The organism is Pseudalkalibacillus hwajinpoensis, assembly GCF_015234585.1.
GTDB lineage: Bacteria > Bacillota > Bacilli > Bacillales > Guptibacillaceae > Guptibacillus > Guptibacillus hwajinpoensis_B.
This window is the reverse complement of record NZ_JADFCM010000001.1, coordinates 210,252-227,171: the sequence shown is the minus strand read 5'-3', so window position 1 is coordinate 227,171 and position 16,920 is coordinate 210,252. Positions and strand designations below refer to the sequence as shown.

Below are 16,920 nucleotides of genomic sequence, written 5' to 3'. Positions count from 1 at the left end.
CAGGTTGTCCAAAAAGCTTTCTTATCTATTAGAAGATGCTTAAACGTTCAGTTGAAACGGGAGCTCACTCCCAAATTATACTCAACGTTTTAAACACCACTATTTAGCGATACCTGTAGCGGAAGTAATCTTCATGCCAGGATCACTTTTCTTTTTGAACAGCTAATCGATTTGAAGCAATGACTTAATACGACGAGTAGCATCTGTATTCCCTTCAAGAATGAAATCTGCAGGGAAATACAGCTTGTGGTCTGTTCGCTTCTTACCAGAAATCGCTTCAACCACATCAGATTCACGAGAAAGCTCACGCAAATCTCCACCTGGTTTCAACAAATGAATCGGCAAACGTTCTTCCTCTTCTCCAGGCCGATAGAAATCATACGGTAAATCAGAAGATGAATCAACCTCAAGATAGTAATCTGGATCAATACCTGCTTCATGAAAAGAGTCATAAAGCTCTCTCCACGCATTCATTTGCTGCATTGGGTTAAATTCAATGTACTTAAACAGTCTTCGATTCATAAATCGTTCACAGAGGTCTCTTAGGATATCATCCTCTTCCTCCTGCCAGATCTGGAAATAGAACATAACGACAGAATCATCTAGCTTAAGAAAGTCTTCTAAACGGATATCTTCTTTAAATAGTGAATAGAAGTGAATCGGATCGTGTTGAAAATGATAACCCTCTTCAAACAGTCTTTTCGCACGATGGAGAATTTTACTTAGAATCACTTCTGCACTTCGTGTCACAGGGTGGAAATAAATTTGCCAATACATTTGATAACGGCTCATAATATAGTCTTCAACTGCATGCATACCACTTTGTTTAATCACAATTTGATCATCACCAGGTCGCATGACGCGTAAAATTCGTTCAATATCAAATTGTCCATAGCTCACTCCAGTAAAATAGGCATCACGAAGAAGATAATCCATTCGATCGGCGTCAATTTGACTTGAAATTAAGCTAACCACAAGCTTGTTGCTATGTGTTTTGGCAATTACATCAGCCACTTCCAACGGGAAATCATCGCTTACTTTTCGAAGCACTTGATTGATTTCAGTGTCCCCAAGGATAACCATCCGAGTAAAGTCTTCATGGTCCAAGTTAAATACTTTTTCAAATGAATGTGAAAAAGGTCCATGACCTACATCATGTAACAGCGCAGCACACATACTTAATAGCCTGTTCTCTTCGTTCCAGCTATCATATTGAGAGAAAATCTCGTTAATACGTCTTACAATCTCGTATACACCGAGCGAGTGACTAAAGCGACTATGTTCTGCTCCATGAAAAGTTAGGTACGTTGTTCCGAGCTGGCGAACCCTTCGCAAACGCTGAAATTCCTTAGTACCAATTAGCTCCCAGATTAAACGGTATCGGACATGAATATAGCGATGGACAGGGTCTTTAAATACTTTTTCTTCGCTTAATCGTTCGAGCATTCCGCGATAGGCTCCTTCCGTCAAAATCATTCATTCATTATATAACACCCATTCCAAAATGAAAACCTTCCCTCACTTTGTGATCAAACACATCATGAGGGAAGGCTCCTGTTGAACGGGCATATGGAAAGAATGGAACGACTAACAATAGCTATATATACGAGAAAATGTTTCCTTTTTTCATTTAAAAGGTTCGAATCTCATACTTTATGATGTTATAGAACAGTCTCTGCTTCTTTTCCTTCACGCTTCTCTTCGGATTTTGCAATATACATCGCACAAGCCGCGTCACCTGTAATATTAACAGCGGTACGTGTCATATCAAGTAGACGGTCAACTGCTAGAATCAATCCAATTGGCTCTACTGGCAATCCAACTTGCTTTAGAACCATTGCGAGCATGATAAGTCCTACACCTGGCACACCAGCTGTACCTATACTAGCGAGCGTTGCTGTGACGACAACAATGATGAGCTGTGTAAAGGTAAGATCAACCCCGGTAATTTGAGCGATAAAGATCGTAGCTACACCCTGCATAATTGCCGTTCCGTCCATGTTAATTGTTGCCCCAAGCGGTTGTACAAAACTACTCACCTGCTTAGGAATCTTCAGATTTTCTTGAGCGGTTTTCATAGATACAGGAAGCGTACCGCTACTTGAAGATGTACTGAAGGCAACAGCCATTGCGGGAGCAAAAGCTTTATAGAATTTAATTGGATTCTCTTTACAAAGGAAATAAATCGCACTACCATATGTGAAGAGAAAATGGATGAGGAGTGCGCCAAGTACTACTAGGAAATACATTCCCATTGACTGTAACGCTTCTTTACCTTGTCCACCAACAGCGGAAGCAATAAGTGCAAATGCACCATATGGCGCTGTTTCCATAATAATCTTAACAAGATACATCATAACGTCGTTACCCTGTTCAAAAAGATTACTTAAGGCTTTCGTACGCTCGCCAAGAATCGCAAGGGCAAAACCTATGAAGATAGCAAATGCGATAATTTGGAGCATGTTTCCTTCAACCATGGCCGATATCGGATTCGTTGGGATAATATTAATAATGGTATCCAACACAGGAGGTGCTTCTTCTGCTTTAAAATCAGCATTTCCTGAGAATGAACCTTCAACACCCGGTTTAATTAAGTAAGCAAGCGCCATCGCAATGGAAATAGCAATGGTTGTTGTGACAAGGAAAAACGCAACGGTTTTCCCACCCATACGTCCAAGCTTCTTCGGATCGCTTATTCCAGCCGTTCCTACCACGATTGAGAAGAATACAATTGGTACAACAAGCATCTTAATTAAGTTAAGAAAGATTTGTCCAACAGGACCAAATAGATATTGATCGACAGGTCCAAATGCATCTGGTGCAAATAAGTTAAAGATAACACCAACAATAATACCTAGAACTAGACCTGCAATAATTTTAACTGTTAGCTTCATAAACATGTCCCCTTTCGTCAAATCGACGTAAATACCACCGTTTCCTGTTCATGAAGAACGATCCAACGCTGGTTGTTTCTCCTATATGTAGATTCTTCGTATGATCTTAGTCATATATGAAAGCTCTTACATACATTCCCATTTCTTTACTGTATATACCCGCTCGCTCGCTAACTTGAAACTACCGTAATTATGATTATATCATTTTAGACAATTCTCGCAATTTCCTTTTTTTCGTAATAGATATATTTCTTTATAAAATCAAAGTTTTAAAGGGAAAATAAGAAGTAAATTAGGAAAAAAGGACGAGTGTTTTGTCATCACCCGGGAAATACTGTCGGATGATGTCTTATGTCTCATTTCTTCTGCTATAATAAATACGATTAGTTAGTGAAGAAGGGATAAGAAAATGCCAACAAACGATTCCATACTTTTTCAGCCAAAATGGCGGATTATAGATCAATCAACACTAGGCCCATCCTTTGATGCGCTGCAATCTTTTGCGATGGATGATACCCTTTGTAATTCTGCTGGAAGTGGTGAATCCCCACCGATTTTGCGCTCATGGGTGCATCACAATACGATAGTTCTCGGCATACAAGATACACGCCTTCCCAACTTTGAGGAAGCCGTTCACTATTTAGAAAGTTTAGGTTATCGCGTAATTGTGAGAAACTCTGGAGGTCTTGCTGTCGTCCTTGATGCAGGGGTATTAAATCTGTCACTTGTTTTAGCTGAAAAGCAACAGCATATTGACATTGATACGGGGTACGAAGCAATGGTCGATTTCATTCAGGAAATTTTGTCGCCGTATAACCTGACTATTGAAGATAGGGAAATTGTAGGATCTTATTGTCCAGGTCGATACGACCTAAGCATTAACGGGAAAAAATTTGCCGGCATTTCGCAACGCAGACTTCGCGGCGGAGTCGCTGTTCAAGTTTACCTTTGTGTCGATGGAAGTGGATCAGAGCGCGCATCTGTCATTCAGGAATTCTATAAGCGGGGCGTGAACGGAGAACCAACAAAATTCACTTATCCTGAAATTGTTCCCGAAACGATGGCTTCGTTAAGTGAACTCATTGGGGAAGAGCTAAGCGTTTCCGACATCATGATGAAAACTCTTAAAACGCTTAAGCAATATACCGAATCATTAACAACGGCACATCTTTCCATTCCAGAGTTGTCTCTTTACGATTTCAACTACCAGCGAGTGTTTACTCGAAATGAAAAAGCACTTGGCTAATAAATAAAGCCCCTGAAGGCGTGCCTTCAGGGGCTTTCATTTATTATAGGCTCTGCATTGCTGTAATCAATGCTAGCTTGTACACGTCTTCCTCGCTACATCCGCGAGATAGGTCGTTTACTGGTTTGTTTAATCCTTGAAGGACTGGACCAACGGCCTCATATCCACCAAGACGTTGAACCATTTTGTAGCCAATGTTACCTGCTTCAAGACTTGGGAATACAAATACATTTGCTTGTCCTTTAAGTGGTGATTCAGGTGCTTTCTTTTGTGCTACTTCTGGAACAAAAGCAGCATCGAATTGGAATTCGCCGTCGATCACTAGATCTGGCGCCATTTCTTTCGCTAAACGTGTTGCTTCTTCAACTTTCTCTGTTTCAGGAGATTTTGCAGAACCTTTAGTAGAGAAGCTTAGCATCGCTACTTTAGGGTCCATTCCAAACATTTTTGCAGTTTCAGCACTGCTTACACCAATTTCAGCAAGATCATTGCTGTCAGGAGAAATGTTAATTGCACAGTCAGCAAAAACGTACTTCTCATCACCTTTTACCATTACAAAAGCACCAGATGTTTTCTTCACACCTTCTTTTGTTTTGATGATTTGAAGCGCTGGACGAACTGTATCACCAGTAGAATGAGCCGCACCACTGACAAGGCCATCTGCTTTGCCTGTGTGAACGAGCATTGTACCGAAGTAGTTCACGTTAAGAAGAATATCCTGCGCTTGTTCAGCTGTTGCTTTACCTTTACGACGCTCAACAAATGATTCCACAAGGGCATCCATTTCAGAATACGTTGCTGGATCCATAATTGTAAGGTCGCTGTGCAATGTAAGGCTTAGGCTTGACGCTTTATCCTGGATTGCATTTTCTCCTCCAATAACGATTGGCTTAAGGATGCCATCCTCTGCTAGGCGGTTTGCTGCTGCTAATACGCGCTCATCTGTTCCTTCAGGGAAAACGATTGTCGGATAACCTGCTTTAACCTGGTCTTTCATGTTTGTAAAAAGATCACTCATTGGTTTCACCTCATTATTTTTAATATCCAACTCCTACGATAACCCTTTTTCCCGAAAAACGAAAATAAATCCGCAAGTGTAAGCCTTTGCATGCAAAAGTTCTATTTTTCAGACGAATCAAAAGGGACTATAGTAGTTTTCAATCTTAATTCTCTTCTAAATATAAGCTAACGTAATCGTATTTAAACATTGGTACTGATTTACCATCGGATTTCTGAATATCTTTTTCATTCAATCGTCACTCTCAATCGCTTTTAAAGAGGTACAAGTATTGGTATAGTAGGTAGTGGATATAGGGAAACTTCCATCAAAGTGGGCATTGTTTGATTTGCTCTGATGGTTAGTTGAACCAATCGGACCTTTAGGAGCAGTTGCTGTATAAACGTAACCTGCCTTATTGGTGTGATAAAAGATAAGGAGTGAATCAGATATGAATCAAGCAGCAGTTACTCTTGATGGCTGGTATTGCCTTCATGATTTCCGTACTATGAACTGGACGGCATGGAAACAGCTTTCAAGCGAAGAACGTGATCTTGCGATGAATGAATTTCTAACGTTCCTTGAAAAATGGGAAGTCACAGCAGGCCATAAACAAGGAAGTCATACGCTTTATTCCATCATTGGTCAGAAAGCGGACTTTATGTTAATGCTTCTCCGTCCGACTATGGAAGAGTTAAATGAAATTGAAAATGCTTTTAACAAAACGACTTTAGCTGAATATACGGTGAAAGAATACTCTTACGTATCTGTCGTTGAGCTTAGTAACTATATGGCTGGAAAAGATAGCGACCCTGATAATGACCCGCGCATTCAGGCCCGTTTGAAGCCAGAATTAGCAGAAGCTCCTTACGTGTGCTTCTATCCAATGAACAAAAAGCGCGAAGGAAACGACAACTGGTACATGCTTTCAATGGACGAGCGTCGTGAAATGATGCGTAGTCACGGACTGATCGGCCGTAGCTATGCTGGCAAAGTAAAGCAGATTATCACAGGCTCTGTTGGCTTTGATGACTGGGAATGGGGCGTTACGCTTTTCGCAGACGACGTGCTTCAGTTTAAAAAGCTTGTCTACGAAATGCGCTTCGATGAAGTTAGTGCTCGTTATGGCGAATTTGGTAGCTTCTACGTTGGAACTCACCTACCGAAAGAGCGCCTGCCTCAATTCCTATACGTTTAATAGAGAAAATCCCTTCTGACACTTTATTGTCTGAAGGGATTTTTTGTGTATTTGAGTGGTCTATGTCAAAGTCATATTCCTTCAAATCGTACATACAATGAGTTACGTAGAGTCATGGCATCTTTCTTACTTCTTGCACATGGGTACAACTGAGATGAGGTGTTGTTATGGCGGTGATTCAGACGAACGAAAATGATGTAAACCTTTTGGCTCGCTTGATGCGTGCAGAAGCAGAAGGTGAGGGGCAGTTAGGTATGCTGATGGTAGGCAATGTAGGGGTAAACCGTGTAAAGGTGAGATGCCTTGATTTTAAGAACATCAACACGATGAACAACATGGTTTATCAGAATCCCGGCGGTTTTGAAGCGACTCAGAAAGGCTACTTTTACCAACGAGCACGCGAAAAAGATAAGCGTCTTGCTCGCAAAGCCATCAAAGGGATGAAATACCATCCTGCCAGCAACTCTCTCTGGTTCTTTAAACCAGGCGGCACCTGCCCTGACCAGTGGTATAACCAGTGGAATGCAGGACGCTTCAAATCCCACTGTTTCTACAAGCCTACCGAAAGTGAATGTGCAGACGTGTACAACAGCTTCTAAGAGAATGCTTAAGGAGGGTTATGATGAACAATCAATACTGGAACACTTCACCGTCACAAAACCAGGTGGGCGGCTATGGTCAAATGCCGCAGCAAGGGCAAGGCGGACAGATGGCACAGTATCCTTCAGGCTATCCTCAAGGCCAGCAGGTTCAGGGAGCATCAACACAGGGAGGCGGAGGCTTTCCAGGACAGCTACCCGTCGAGCAATCATACATTGAAAACATCCTGCGCCTAAACCTTGGAAAAATCGCCACCGTGTACATGACTTTCGAGAACAATGAGAAATGGAACGCCAAAGTATTTAAAGGAATTGTAGAAGCAGCCGGAAGAGATCATATTATTCTATCCGATCCTCAAACAGGCAAGCGGTATATTCTACTCATGGTTTATTTGGACTATATTACATTTGATGAAGAGCTTGAATACAACTACCCTCTTCAACAAACGACGCAATATTCTCCGCGTTAGCGGGTATACAAAAAGCTGCCGGATTTCCGGCAGCTTTTTGTTTTGGCCAATAAAAATGGAATTTGGCTAATATATTTTGATTTTGGCCAATATAATCAGTTTTTGGCCAATATCCTGAAATTTTGGCCAATAAACCGCACCGGCCTGCCACGGTTCGACAAATAGCGGGCGGTGACAGGCACCTCCAAACCATCAACCGCCGCACCTCTACGCCTTAAACGCAGCTACAACAACTAAAATCCAGGCTGTAATAAACGCGACGCCGCCTAGTGGAGTAATTGCACCAAGGATCTTAATTCCGCTCAAGCTAAGCACGTACAAGCTTCCGGAAAAGAGGACGATCCCAGCAAACATGAGCCATCCAGCCCATTGCATGAGCCCTGCTGATTGAAGCTTGTCAGCAGCAATGGCTACACCAACTAAACCAAGAGCGTGATACATGTGGTATTGTACACCGGTTTTAAACGTCTCTAGCATTTTTTCTGATAGTCTTCCTTCTAATCCATGTGCCCCAAATGCGCCCAGTCCAACTGCAAGTGCAGCATTAATCGCACCAATAATTAAAAATACCTTTATCACATTATCCGCTCCTTCATCTGAATCTACTCTCCCATCATAGCGGAAAGCGCTTGATCGAAGCAACGAAATCTCGAATTGTTCATACACCTTTCGATTTATGATTAAAAACCTCTATGTGATTGCATGTTTCTATGAACGATCTGGAGACTCTCCTTAAATACAAACCATCCGCCTAGCGGAAAGAGTACAACTCCTAGCCAACCTGGGAAAGCAACCCCTGTCACGATACACAGTAGAAGAAAACTTGGCATCGACACTAGTTTTAATGCTTTTTTCCCCGCTTCCTCTTGGATCGATTGATGCCATTGAAATAGATTGGCGTAGCTACTAGATGTGAATTCACTCCAATCTACCCTCGAAAGGCTAATCAGCGCATAGAGCGCAAATAGGAGTACTACCACTTTGACGATAAGAGGTAACAGAAATATCGCTGCTGTACCCCAGCCAATGACTTGTAAATAGTACTGAACCTTCCCCATTGATCGAAGTAACCATTTTAAATAAAGGTCTATCATTCTAACTTCTGGAGACTTTTTCTTACTGATTCGCCTAGATCCTCTAAAAAGCATAGGCTGCTTTCGAGTGAAAAGGGGCATTGGCGCAACACCTACTCGCCCCATCAAAAATTTCGTCACGCTCTGCTTATGCCCGCGCTCCATCACCACATCATGGAAAAAAGTCCCCTGCATATTCATTCGTGCTCGTAACTGAGCGAGTAAAAGGAGAAGCAAACTTCCCCCTCCAAGAGCAACTGCCCATTCATACCGCCATCCTATGCCACTTATGAGAAGGAATACGATGATCGAGATCAGGTTCACTAAACCGATCGGGAGCCATTTCACCCAAATAGAAGGAACAAATAACTCTATAAAATACCTGCTAGTTTTTATATTCCAACTGACTAAAAGGACAAATAGGCCTGTGACGGCACATCGCTCTATGCCCCACCCCCATCCTGTAATAAGCAAGGGTAAAACAAGGGTCATTCCAATGATCGTCGCGACCAGTCCTTTTAGAAGAGAATAGCATATTCCCCATTTCTTTAATCCGTCCATAAGACTCACATTTTGCAACAAATAGACTTGATCAGCTTCTTCTGTGTACAGTCGTAATGTCCAGAAAGTTGCAACTATAAATAACGGCAGAACCGCCAACTGTTCCGGTACTTCCGCGAGCCATTCAGGCGGAAGAATCCACCAGGAGCGGTAGTACGCCACTCCAATCACGAGACCTGGGATAAGAATATATAGCCATACCGTCCAATCGAGTGCTGAGCGAAGATCTCGGATTTTAAAACGCTGATCGTCACGTTCGCGTTGCCACCATAGCTGGAACGACGTCATATTCGTTGCTCCATAAAGGCATCAACACAATCAAGAAGTGAACTTTCCCGAGCGCCTGACTGCTCCCGCATGTCTTCAAGCGTACCTTTAGCAAGAAGCGTTCCGTTTGCAAGCAGAACGAATTGATCACAAATTCGCTCTGCCGTATCAAGCACATGCGTACACATTAAGATACCTGCTCCACGAGACCGCTCCTTTTCAATAAGCGCGAGAAAATCCTTCGTAGCGCGCGGATCTAGTCCAAGAAAAGGCTCATCAATGATATAAACATCCGGCTTGAGCATAAAAGCCGTTATGAGCATCACCTTCTGTCGCATTCCTTTTGAAAAGCTTGACGGTAGGTTATGGATTACGTGCTCCAGTTGAAAATAGCGAATCAGCTCTTGAGCTCGCTCTTCCCATTCCTCGTCTCCAAGAACTGCCGCTGCAGCAAGCTCCAAATGCTCCCACAGCGTTAAGCTATCATAGAAGACGGGTTGTTCTGGCACATACGCATAGCGCGACCCTTTCTCAAACGTCACGCTTCCTTTCCACTCTTTCAGTAGCCCTAATATCGTCTTGATTGTTGTGCTTTTCCCAGCTCCATTTGACCCTAATAACCCCAGAAGTTCGCCGCTTTTCACTTCAAATTCGATCAGACGAATGGCGCTATCTTTCTTTTCATAACCTGCTTGTTCGATTTCAACCTTAAGCATCCGCTTCACCTCTACCTCTTTATACGGAAGAAAAAGGGAAAAAGTTTCTTATTCCTTCCCCTTTTGATCTTCAATAAATTGTTCAAAGTTTGGCACATCCTCCATATTGTATTTTTCCACCGCTTCAAGAACTTTTAATACTAATTCCTGACGCAAATCATCTCTGTTTTGAGGGGAAGTTTGCCTGAGCTCTGCTTCAATTTTCTTTTCAAACTGATGAATAATGGCGCCGAGTCCTTCTTTCTCTTCCTGCTTTGCCTGTTGTAAAAGCGTATATAGTCTTTTCTCCATAGTCATCCCTTCTTATCAGTCTCCTGATCCGCCACCGCACTTGTTAAATCATCAATTTTCTTTTCTAGCCGCACGAGTAAATAAAGTGAAACGACGATCGGAAATCCAAGATCACCAATAATGGCGTTAATTACCGTAGTTATGCTCATTTATCCCCCCTCCTTTCCTGCTTCTCTTAGCTTCTCAAGCGCACGTTTTCGCCTTCTGCTCGCTGCCTGCTGAGAAATCCCTGCCATTTTTGCAATGTCCGTATCAGAAGCTTCAAATCGGTAAAAAAGTTCAAGAACTTCCTTCTGTTTTGGCGTTAATCGGGTATATCCTAAATAAAGTGATTTCTGCTGAAAGCTTTCTGCAAATGAATTCGTTTCACCACACGTTTCCGTACTTTCAATAAAATCAATCCAGGCATCACCAGACATACCTACATGCTGATCGAGCATAAGAGGAAAGCGAAGGTGCCCAAGTCTTCGCTTTCGGTCAAAGTTGATGGCCGTGTAGCGAATCAGCTTCGTGACGTAAGCAATAAAACGAATTTCTGTATAGTACTTTTGAAAAAGTGAATTGAGCTTATTTACCGCCTCACGATCCTCTGATACATATGCCTCCATAAAACTTGTCCAATGCTTCTCTTCTTGAATGAATGACTTAAATAGGAGATTTCCTTTTAAATCATCATACATCTCATTTGTTAAACGGCATCCATTCTTCATCCTCACCTCTCCTTTCTCTGTCTGTAGGAATGAAAGTATCCTGAAAGCAAGAAATCACAACCATCATTTCGAACGTATGTTCTTATTTTAATTATAGAAAAAACTCATGCAAATGACCATGAGTCAATACTTCCTTTTTTAGGTGGGTCGTTTGAACTAGAGAGAAAGATCAACAAGTAGTCCCTTTATTTCACCAACAAGCGATAATAAGGTCATTCCATTCTTCTCTTTTTCTCTCATCTCTTCTTGCAGTTCAACCAGCTTGTTCTCTACTGTTTCCACAAGCTTATACGTTCGATTTCTTCCATAATGGTCCATGCTGTTTTTCTCTGATAGCGTTAGCCCCTGACTTACTGCTTCCTCAAGAAACTGTTTCACCATTCGCTTGTATGCCGATAAGTTCTGAAACGTTCGTTCCTTTCCAAGCAGCTCCCCCTGACGATCAATTTGCTGTAGCAGTCGCTTTAGTTCTGCTCCCTTCAGTTCCTTTGATGCTTCCTGAATCACCGATTGAAACGCTACCTGCTTGTTACCTTTTGGGAGATCCATTTTTAAAGAGTCCAGTGACGTTTGGCCATGCTGCTGAATTTTCATCGCTGTTCAGACCTTCCGTGAATATTTACAATCAGCTCAACTTCGCCGACACCGCAATTAAGGATTCTTGCAATATCCGTCACCGAAAAACCCTGTGAATGAAGCTGAAGAGCTTTTTGATTGCGTTCGTTGTTAGCTGAAGGGTGCTGGATGATGACCGGCTTTCTTTGCTCCTCCACCTCATGCGATACAGTCTTCCCATGTTCTAACACACGAAGGCGCGTATCAAGCTGGTTTTCACGTTTATCGACGTAAGATTTCACCTCAGTCATCAGTCGATCATTTTCTTCCTCTAGCTGTTCAATATACACTTCCATACCCGTAGCGATCTCTTCACTTACGTCTGAACTCTTCGTTTGCTTTAGAAACAAGAGAACAATACATAGAAAGCTCACGAGATGAAGGGCAATACTTATAAAGATGAATGGATACATGGAAATCACTCCGATTACATTGATTGAACGTGTTCTTTATTAGCTCGGAGGACACCCTTCATCCGAAGGAGCGCTCTCGAGTGTAGTTGCGAAATTCGGCTTGTCGATAAACCTAAGATTCTCGCAATCTCTGTAAGTGTTAATTCCTCAAAATAAACAAGAGAGACAACAAGTTTTTCTTTCTCAGGTAGACGTTCAATCGTTTCAGCTAGTAATTCTTTAATAAAATGTTTGTGCAAATGCTTTTCTGGTAAATCAGCTTGCTCATTTTCAATTACACTATAACGCTCAATTTGCTGCTGATCGTCATCGTGCACGGGCTCGTCTACGGAAACCATTGTAGACAGAGAAGCATCTTGAATCACTCGCTGTACTTCTTCAATTGTCATACCAAGATACTCTGCTACATCATGGTCGCTGCTTGACGTTTGATTTTGCTGTTCTAAAGCAGCGTAGGCTTCTTCAATTTTACGTGCTTTGTCACGAACGGAGCGTGGCACCCAATCATTCTGCCTAAGCCCATCAATGATGGCCCCTTTAATACGCCAGCTGGCATAAGTTTCAAATTTCAAATCACGTTCTGGCTCGAATTTTTCAAGTGCGTCAAGAAGCCCTTGATACGCGAAACTATTAAGATCATCACGCTGAACGGATGACGGAAGAGCTGCCGCATAGCGCTGTACAGCGAAATCAACGAGCGGACGATAAAGGGCAATCAATTTGTTACCAGCCTCTTCATTCTTCTCCTCTTTCCATGCTCTCCAATATTCGATTGTCTGTTTATCCATTTTGGGTTTCATGAAGTTCACCACCTGAAAAATTCTTCCCACTTATTTATGAAACAGCATCTTTGTTAGAAATCCTTTTACACCAAGCTTATAATTTGAAGGAAGGTTTAAATATGATCGAACCAATTCGTCTATTGCCTTTGCGGCTTTCGAATTTGGATATTCGAGTATATAGGGTGATTGTGCGATCACAGCTTTTCGCACATAAGGATCATCCGGAATAACCCCAAGCAAAGCAATCGACTTATTTAAAAACTGAACAGAGGCTTTTTGGAAATTATGGGACGTACGTTCAGCTTCTTCCTTAGTAAGGGATCGATTCACGATCAGTTTGGCAGAGGCATGTTTATTTTTTTCATAGAGCGCTTTTAGCACGCTATATCCATCTGTAATCGAAGGTGGTTCAGGATTAATGACAAGAAAAACATCATCAGCCGCTTGGAGAAACCGCATTCCTTCATAAGTGAGCCCGGCGCCTGTATCGAGAATAATGTAATCCACTTTGCCTTGAAGAGAACCCACTTCTTTAAAAAAATGATTTAATTGCTGGCCGTCTAACGTAAGAATTTTGCCGATTCCATGACCACCTGCTAAATATTGAAGACCATTTATGCCTGTTTCAACGACGTCATCAAGTGATAGCTGTTTCTCAAGCATCGTCATAATGGTTTCTTTCGGCGTAACCCCCATCAGCACATCAAGGTTCGCCATACCGACATCTAAATCAAAAATCACCACTTTTTTATTTAACGCAACAAGACTAAGGGCAAAATTAAGCGATACATTTGACTTTCCAACGCCGCCTTTTCCACTTGTCACAGCGATCACTTTTGTTTTTCGATTATTTGAACCAGAATGAAGGCGACGTTTCACTTCTTCACGCAATTGATTCGCTTGATCAGCCATTTCCTCGCCCCTCCATCACTAGATCAAGGAAGAAATCTGGTGTCGTTCTCACGAGATCATCGGGTACGTTCTGCCCCGTTGTTAAGATCGTAATCGGAAGGTTGTAATCTTCCATGAAATTAAAAATCGGTCCTCGAACTGTCGTTTCATCCATCTTCGTCATAATCACTTCCAAAACCCCGAGCGAATGAAAATTATCGGCAATTAATTTCATATCAGAATAACGATGCGTAAGACTTAACATGAGCGTAATCGACATTTCCTGACCGGATAAAAGTGTTTCTAGCTGCGTAATATAGCTATACTGTTGATAATTCCGACCTGCCGTATCCATGAGAATCACATCGCAGGCAGAAAGGCGTTCAAGCGACTTTTCTAAATCGGAAGGAGACTGGACGACTTCCATTGGGATGCCAAGAATATCAGCATATGTTCGAAGCTGTTCAACTGCGGCAATCCGGTACGTATCTGATGTAATCAGGCCAACGGATTGACGCTCTTTCAATAATAAGTGCCCTGCTATTTTGGCAATGGTCGTTGTTTTCCCTACACCGGTTGGGCCAACGAAACACCGCACTTTCTTTGAAGCACTTCCTATACTAGGATAATTCTTGATTCGTTTCGCAAATTCCTGTCTCATCCATATAAATGCCTCTTCTTTTGTATAACTTGGATAAGATTTCGATTTAATAAGCAGTTCCGCCATGACACCCGAGCGAATCGCCTGTGAGAATTCCTGAGCTTCTAAAAAGGCCTGTACGGGCTTTAACTGTTTCGGTAAGCGCTCATTCTCCATCATTTGCATCATGATTTCTTTCATCGATTTTAGCTCACCAAGCACTTGAGTTTCAGCTTCTACAGACTGTTTGTCCACTTTAGGTACCAGCTCTTCTACTCGTTCAGGCGTCGCTTCCCGACGCTTCTTTTCAGACTGTAGTAGCGTCGCAAACTCTGTCTTTTCTTTCGCTACTTTTTCCTCATCAAGAGCGGCGAGCACTTCAAGACGCTGTTTTCGAAATAAGCCGAAGATCCCGCCTACTTTTACTTTTTTCGTATTTAAAATGACAGCATCCTGACCGAGCTCCTGCCTAATAAGGGGCATAGCTTCGCGAAGGTGGGTGACCACATAGCGTTTGATCTTCATGGTAGATTAATCACTCCTACACTTTGGACTTCAACATTAGGCTCTAGCTCGCTATATGAAAGAATCGTTAGCTCAGGCATATAGCGCTCTAGAAATTGGCGTAAATACATGCGGATCGCAGGTGACGTTAATAGGATTGGCTGAATGCCTGACTGCTGAAGGCGACTTACCTGCTGCAGCACTTCCTGATAAATGGTTTGCGATGTTTCAGGATCAAGCGCTAAGTAACTTCCCTGATCCGATTGCTGAACCGATTCCGCGAAACGCTTTTCAAGTCGCGCTCCTGCTGTTAAAACTTTCAAAGGCTCACCAGGTATAGCTACTTGTGACGTGATTTGGCGAGATAATGACTGACGCACATATTCCGCCAATACATCAGTATCTTTCGTACGCACACCGTTATCGGCTAACGATTCAAGAATCATATCCAATGATCGAATCGATACTTTTTCTTTCAAAAGTCTCATCAGCACTTTCTGCACATCCCCGATACTCAGGATATTTGGAATGAGTTCTTCTAAAACAGCTGGAGACGATTCTCTGACGTTATCGAGTAAGTGCTTCACTTCCTGACGACTTAACAATTCATGCGCATGGCGTTTGATCACTTCTGTTAAATGTGTAGAAACAACTGACGGCGGATCCACAATCGTGTAGTCCGAAAGCTCGGCGCGATCTTTCATTTCTTCCGTTACCCATAGAGCCGGAAGTCCGAAAGCCGGTTCTACCGTTTCAACCCCTGTAATGGTTTCATCCTCTAAACCGCTACTCATCGCAAGGTATTGATCCAACCGAACCTCTCCTCCAGCTACGCGATTTCCTTTTATTTTAATAACGTACTCGTTCGGTTCGAGCTGGATGTTGTCACGAATGCGAATAACTGGAACAACGATTCCGAACTCAAGCGCAATCTGCCTGCGAATCATAATGACGCGATCAAGTAGATCACCGCCCTGCTTTTGATCAGCAAGTGGAATGAGTCCGTAACCAAACTCAAACTCAATCGGATCGACTTGAAGAAGGCTCGTCACGCTTTCTGGCTTTTTCATTTCTTCAATCTCTTCGTCGCCTGCGGCTAATTCGACTTCTTTTGTTTGATCCAAACTCTTTTGCATCACCCATCCTCCATAGACGAGAAGACCTGCGATTGGAAACGTAAGAAGCGGGTTAATCGGCGTCGCAAGTCCGAGGAGCGCGACAACCGCTCCTACAACGTAAAGAAGCTTTGGATAAGCAAAAATTTGCGCAGTAATATCGGACCCTAGATTGCCATCTGACGCTGCTCGCGTCACGACAATTCCCGTCGCTGTTGAAATTAGGAGCGCAGGAATTTGACTGACAAGCCCATCACCAATCGAAAGAAGCGTAAATGTTGTTGCCGCATCGCCAACTGGCATACCATGAACGACCATTCCAATGATTAGCCCACCGATAATGTTAATGAGCGTAATAACAATTCCGGCAATCGCATCACCTTTTACGAACTTACTGGCTCCGTCCATCGCACCATAAAAGTCAGCTTCACGCGCAATTTTCTCTCGACTTACTTTCGCCTCGCGATCTGAAATCATTCCTGCGTTCAAATCAGCATCAATGCTCATTTGCTTCCCTGGCATCGCGTCGAGTGTAAATCGAGCGGCTACTTCAGCCACTCGTTCGGATCCTTTTGTAATAACAATGAATTGGATAATCACAAGAATCAGGAAAACAAGGAGTCCGATCACAACACTTCCGCCAACAACAAAAGAACCAAATGTTTCAATCACCTGTCCGCCTGTTTTATTCGTTAGAATAGAGCGAGTCGTCGAGACGTTTAAGCCTAGGCGAAAGAGCGTTGTTAATAATAACAGCGATGGAAAGATCGAGAACTGGAGTGCTTCTTTCGTATTCATCGCAACAAGAATGATCGTGAGTGCAAGGCTAATGTTCATCATAATGAGAAAATCGAGTAAGAGCGGAGGGAACGGGATAACCATCATGATCACAATCATAATGACAGATACGAGCACAGCATAATCTTTTATTTTCATCG

General features: G+C 42.6%; 19 protein-coding genes. 4 read left to right on the top strand and 15 right to left on the bottom strand.

The features are described 5' to 3' along the window. Nucleotides 1–162 precede the first annotated feature (162 nt). A complete protein-coding gene (locus IQ283_RS01145; RefSeq protein ID WP_194219552.1) occupies nt 163–1,446 on the bottom strand; it encodes an HD domain-containing protein in 1,284 nt (427 codons plus the stop codon). Between the two features lie 215 nt (nt 1,447–1,661). Next, entirely contained in the window at nt 1,662–2,894 is a 1,233-nt protein-coding gene (locus IQ283_RS01140; protein ID WP_194218337.1) for a dicarboxylate/amino acid:cation symporter, read from the bottom strand. Between the two features lie 409 nt (nt 2,895–3,303). Here IQ283_RS01140 and IQ283_RS01135 point away from each other — a divergent pair, with 409 nt between their 5' ends. Beyond that, nucleotides 3,304–4,140 (top strand): lipoate--protein ligase family protein, encoded by an 837-nt coding sequence (locus IQ283_RS01135; protein WP_194218336.1) that lies wholly within the window; start codon nt 3,304–3,306, stop codon nt 4,138–4,140. 43 nt (nt 4,141–4,183) lie between these two features. Here the strand turns inward: IQ283_RS01135 and pta are convergent, their stop codons facing one another. Next, nucleotides 4,184–5,158 carry a phosphate acetyltransferase gene (pta, locus tag IQ283_RS01130; RefSeq protein WP_194218335.1) on the bottom strand — a complete coding sequence of 325 codons (975 nt, stop codon included), beginning with the start codon at nt 5,156–5,158 and terminating at the stop codon, nt 4,184–4,186. Nucleotides 5,159–5,588: 430 nt separating this feature from the next. Here pta and hemQ point away from each other — a divergent pair, with 430 nt between their 5' ends. From hemQ to gerQ, 3 genes are all read left to right on the top strand, one after another. Then, nucleotides 5,589–6,335: a hydrogen peroxide-dependent heme synthase gene (hemQ, locus tag IQ283_RS01125; protein ID WP_098445442.1), complete on the top strand. Its 747-nt coding sequence runs from the start codon at nt 5,589–5,591 to the stop codon at nt 6,333–6,335. Nucleotides 6,336–6,502: 167 nt separating this feature from the next. Beyond that, on the top strand, nt 6,503–6,934 hold the full coding sequence (locus tag IQ283_RS01120) for a cell wall hydrolase (protein WP_194218334.1): 432 nt from the start codon (nt 6,503–6,505) through the stop codon (nt 6,932–6,934). 20 nt (nt 6,935–6,954) lie between these two features. After that, nucleotides 6,955–7,404, top strand: coding sequence for a spore coat protein GerQ (gene gerQ / locus IQ283_RS01115; protein ID WP_194218333.1), 450 nt, complete (start codon nt 6,955–6,957; stop codon nt 7,402–7,404). Nucleotides 7,405–7,611: 207 nt separating this feature from the next. Here gerQ and IQ283_RS01110 read toward each other — a convergent pair whose 3' ends face one another. The 12 genes from IQ283_RS01110 to flhA all read right to left on the bottom strand — a co-directional run bounded on the left by IQ283_RS01110 (nt 7,612) and on the right by flhA (nt 16,918). After that, on the bottom strand, nt 7,612–7,980 hold the full coding sequence (locus IQ283_RS01110) for a DUF423 domain-containing protein (RefSeq protein WP_194219551.1): 369 nt from the start codon (nt 7,978–7,980) through the stop codon (nt 7,612–7,614). 104 nt (nt 7,981–8,084) lie between these two features. Further along, complete coding sequence (locus tag IQ283_RS01105) at nt 8,085–9,326, bottom strand: ABC transporter permease (protein ID WP_194218332.1); 1,242 nt, start codon at nt 9,324–9,326, stop codon at nt 8,085–8,087. Further along, nucleotides 9,323–10,021, bottom strand: coding sequence for an ABC transporter ATP-binding protein (locus IQ283_RS01100; RefSeq protein WP_194218331.1), 699 nt, complete (start codon nt 10,019–10,021; stop codon nt 9,323–9,325). The genes IQ283_RS01105 and IQ283_RS01100 overlap by 4 nt, the downstream gene beginning before the upstream one ends. A 48-nt stretch (nt 10,022–10,069) precedes the next feature. After that, the gene (locus IQ283_RS01095) at nt 10,070–10,312 is read right to left on the bottom strand and encodes a helix-turn-helix domain-containing protein (RefSeq protein WP_194218330.1); all 243 of its coding nucleotides are present in this window, start codon (nt 10,310–10,312) and stop codon (nt 10,070–10,072) included. A 2-nt stretch (nt 10,313–10,314) separates the two neighbouring features. Then, entirely contained in the window at nt 10,315–10,461 is a 147-nt protein-coding gene (locus tag IQ283_RS01090; RefSeq protein ID WP_194218329.1) for a YvrJ family protein, read from the bottom strand. After that, a complete protein-coding gene (locus tag IQ283_RS01085) occupies nt 10,462–11,022 on the bottom strand; it encodes a sigma-70 family RNA polymerase sigma factor (RefSeq protein WP_194218328.1) in 561 nt (186 codons plus the stop codon). A 156-nt stretch (nt 11,023–11,178) separates the two neighbouring features. Continuing rightward, a complete protein-coding gene (locus IQ283_RS01080) occupies nt 11,179–11,616 on the bottom strand; it encodes a YaaR family protein (RefSeq protein WP_194218327.1) in 438 nt (145 codons plus the stop codon). Further along, on the bottom strand, nt 11,613–12,050 hold the full coding sequence (locus IQ283_RS01075; protein WP_194218326.1) for a DUF6115 domain-containing protein: 438 nt from the start codon (nt 12,048–12,050) through the stop codon (nt 11,613–11,615). Before IQ283_RS01075 ends, IQ283_RS01080 begins: the two co-directional genes overlap by 4 nt. A gap of 14 nt (nt 12,051–12,064) precedes the next feature. Next, nucleotides 12,065–12,850 carry a FliA/WhiG family RNA polymerase sigma factor gene (locus IQ283_RS01070; protein WP_194218325.1) on the bottom strand — a complete coding sequence of 262 codons (786 nt, stop codon included), beginning with the start codon at nt 12,848–12,850 and terminating at the stop codon, nt 12,065–12,067. Between the two features lie 30 nt (nt 12,851–12,880). Continuing rightward, nucleotides 12,881–13,744 (bottom strand): MinD/ParA family protein, encoded by an 864-nt coding sequence (locus IQ283_RS01065; protein ID WP_194218324.1) that lies wholly within the window; start codon nt 13,742–13,744, stop codon nt 12,881–12,883. Further along, a complete protein-coding gene (flhF, locus tag IQ283_RS01060; protein ID WP_194218323.1) occupies nt 13,737–14,888 on the bottom strand; it encodes a flagellar biosynthesis protein FlhF in 1,152 nt (383 codons plus the stop codon). The genes IQ283_RS01065 and flhF overlap by 8 nt, the downstream gene beginning before the upstream one ends. Continuing rightward, nucleotides 14,885–16,918 carry a flagellar biosynthesis protein FlhA gene (gene flhA, locus IQ283_RS01055; RefSeq protein WP_194218322.1) on the bottom strand — a complete coding sequence of 678 codons (2,034 nt, stop codon included), beginning with the start codon at nt 16,916–16,918 and terminating at the stop codon, nt 14,885–14,887. Before flhA ends, flhF begins: the two co-directional genes overlap by 4 nt. Between the last annotated feature and the right edge of the window lie 2 nt (nt 16,919–16,920).

Excerpts from the sequence above, each read along its gene's own strand:
- IQ283_RS01145 (WP_194219552.1), bottom strand. The coding sequence starts at position 1,446 with ATGCTCGAACGATTAAGCGAAGAAAAAGTATTTAAAGACCCTGTCCAT.
- IQ283_RS01140 (WP_194218337.1), bottom strand. The coding sequence starts at position 2,894 with ATGAAGCTAACAGTTAAAATTATTGCAGGTCTAGTTCTAGGTATTATT.
- IQ283_RS01135 (WP_194218336.1), top strand. The coding sequence starts at position 3,304 with ATGCCAACAAACGATTCCATACTTTTTCAGCCAAAATGGCGGATTATA.
- pta (WP_194218335.1), bottom strand. The coding sequence starts at position 5,158 with ATGAGTGATCTTTTTACAAACATGAAAGACCAGGTTAAAGCAGGTTAT.
- hemQ (WP_098445442.1), top strand. The coding sequence starts at position 5,589 with ATGAATCAAGCAGCAGTTACTCTTGATGGCTGGTATTGCCTTCATGAT.
- IQ283_RS01120 (WP_194218334.1), top strand. The coding sequence starts at position 6,503 with ATGGCGGTGATTCAGACGAACGAAAATGATGTAAACCTTTTGGCTCGC.
- gerQ (WP_194218333.1), top strand. The coding sequence starts at position 6,955 with ATGATGAACAATCAATACTGGAACACTTCACCGTCACAAAACCAGGTG.
- IQ283_RS01105 (WP_194218332.1), bottom strand. The coding sequence starts at position 9,326 with ATGACGTCGTTCCAGCTATGGTGGCAACGCGAACGTGACGATCAGCGT.
- IQ283_RS01100 (WP_194218331.1), bottom strand. The coding sequence starts at position 10,021 with ATGCTTAAGGTTGAAATCGAACAAGCAGGTTATGAAAAGAAAGATAGC.
- IQ283_RS01095 (WP_194218330.1), bottom strand. The coding sequence starts at position 10,312 with ATGGAGAAAAGACTATATACGCTTTTACAACAGGCAAAGCAGGAAGAG.
- IQ283_RS01090 (WP_194218329.1), bottom strand. The coding sequence starts at position 10,461 with ATGAGCATAACTACGGTAATTAACGCCATTATTGGTGATCTTGGATTT.
- IQ283_RS01085 (WP_194218328.1), bottom strand. The coding sequence starts at position 11,022 with ATGAAGAATGGATGCCGTTTAACAAATGAGATGTATGATGATTTAAAA.
- IQ283_RS01080 (WP_194218327.1), bottom strand. The coding sequence starts at position 11,616 with ATGAAAATTCAGCAGCATGGCCAAACGTCACTGGACTCTTTAAAAATG.
- IQ283_RS01075 (WP_194218326.1), bottom strand. The coding sequence starts at position 12,050 with ATGTATCCATTCATCTTTATAAGTATTGCCCTTCATCTCGTGAGCTTT.
- IQ283_RS01070 (WP_194218325.1), bottom strand. The coding sequence starts at position 12,850 with ATGAAACCCAAAATGGATAAACAGACAATCGAATATTGGAGAGCATGG.
- IQ283_RS01065 (WP_194218324.1), bottom strand. The coding sequence starts at position 13,744 with ATGGCTGATCAAGCGAATCAATTGCGTGAAGAAGTGAAACGTCGCCTT.
- flhF (WP_194218323.1), bottom strand. The coding sequence starts at position 14,888 with ATGAAGATCAAACGCTATGTGGTCACCCACCTTCGCGAAGCTATGCCC.
- flhA (WP_194218322.1), bottom strand. The coding sequence starts at position 16,918 with ATGAAAATAAAAGATTATGCTGTGCTCGTATCTGTCATTATGATTGTG.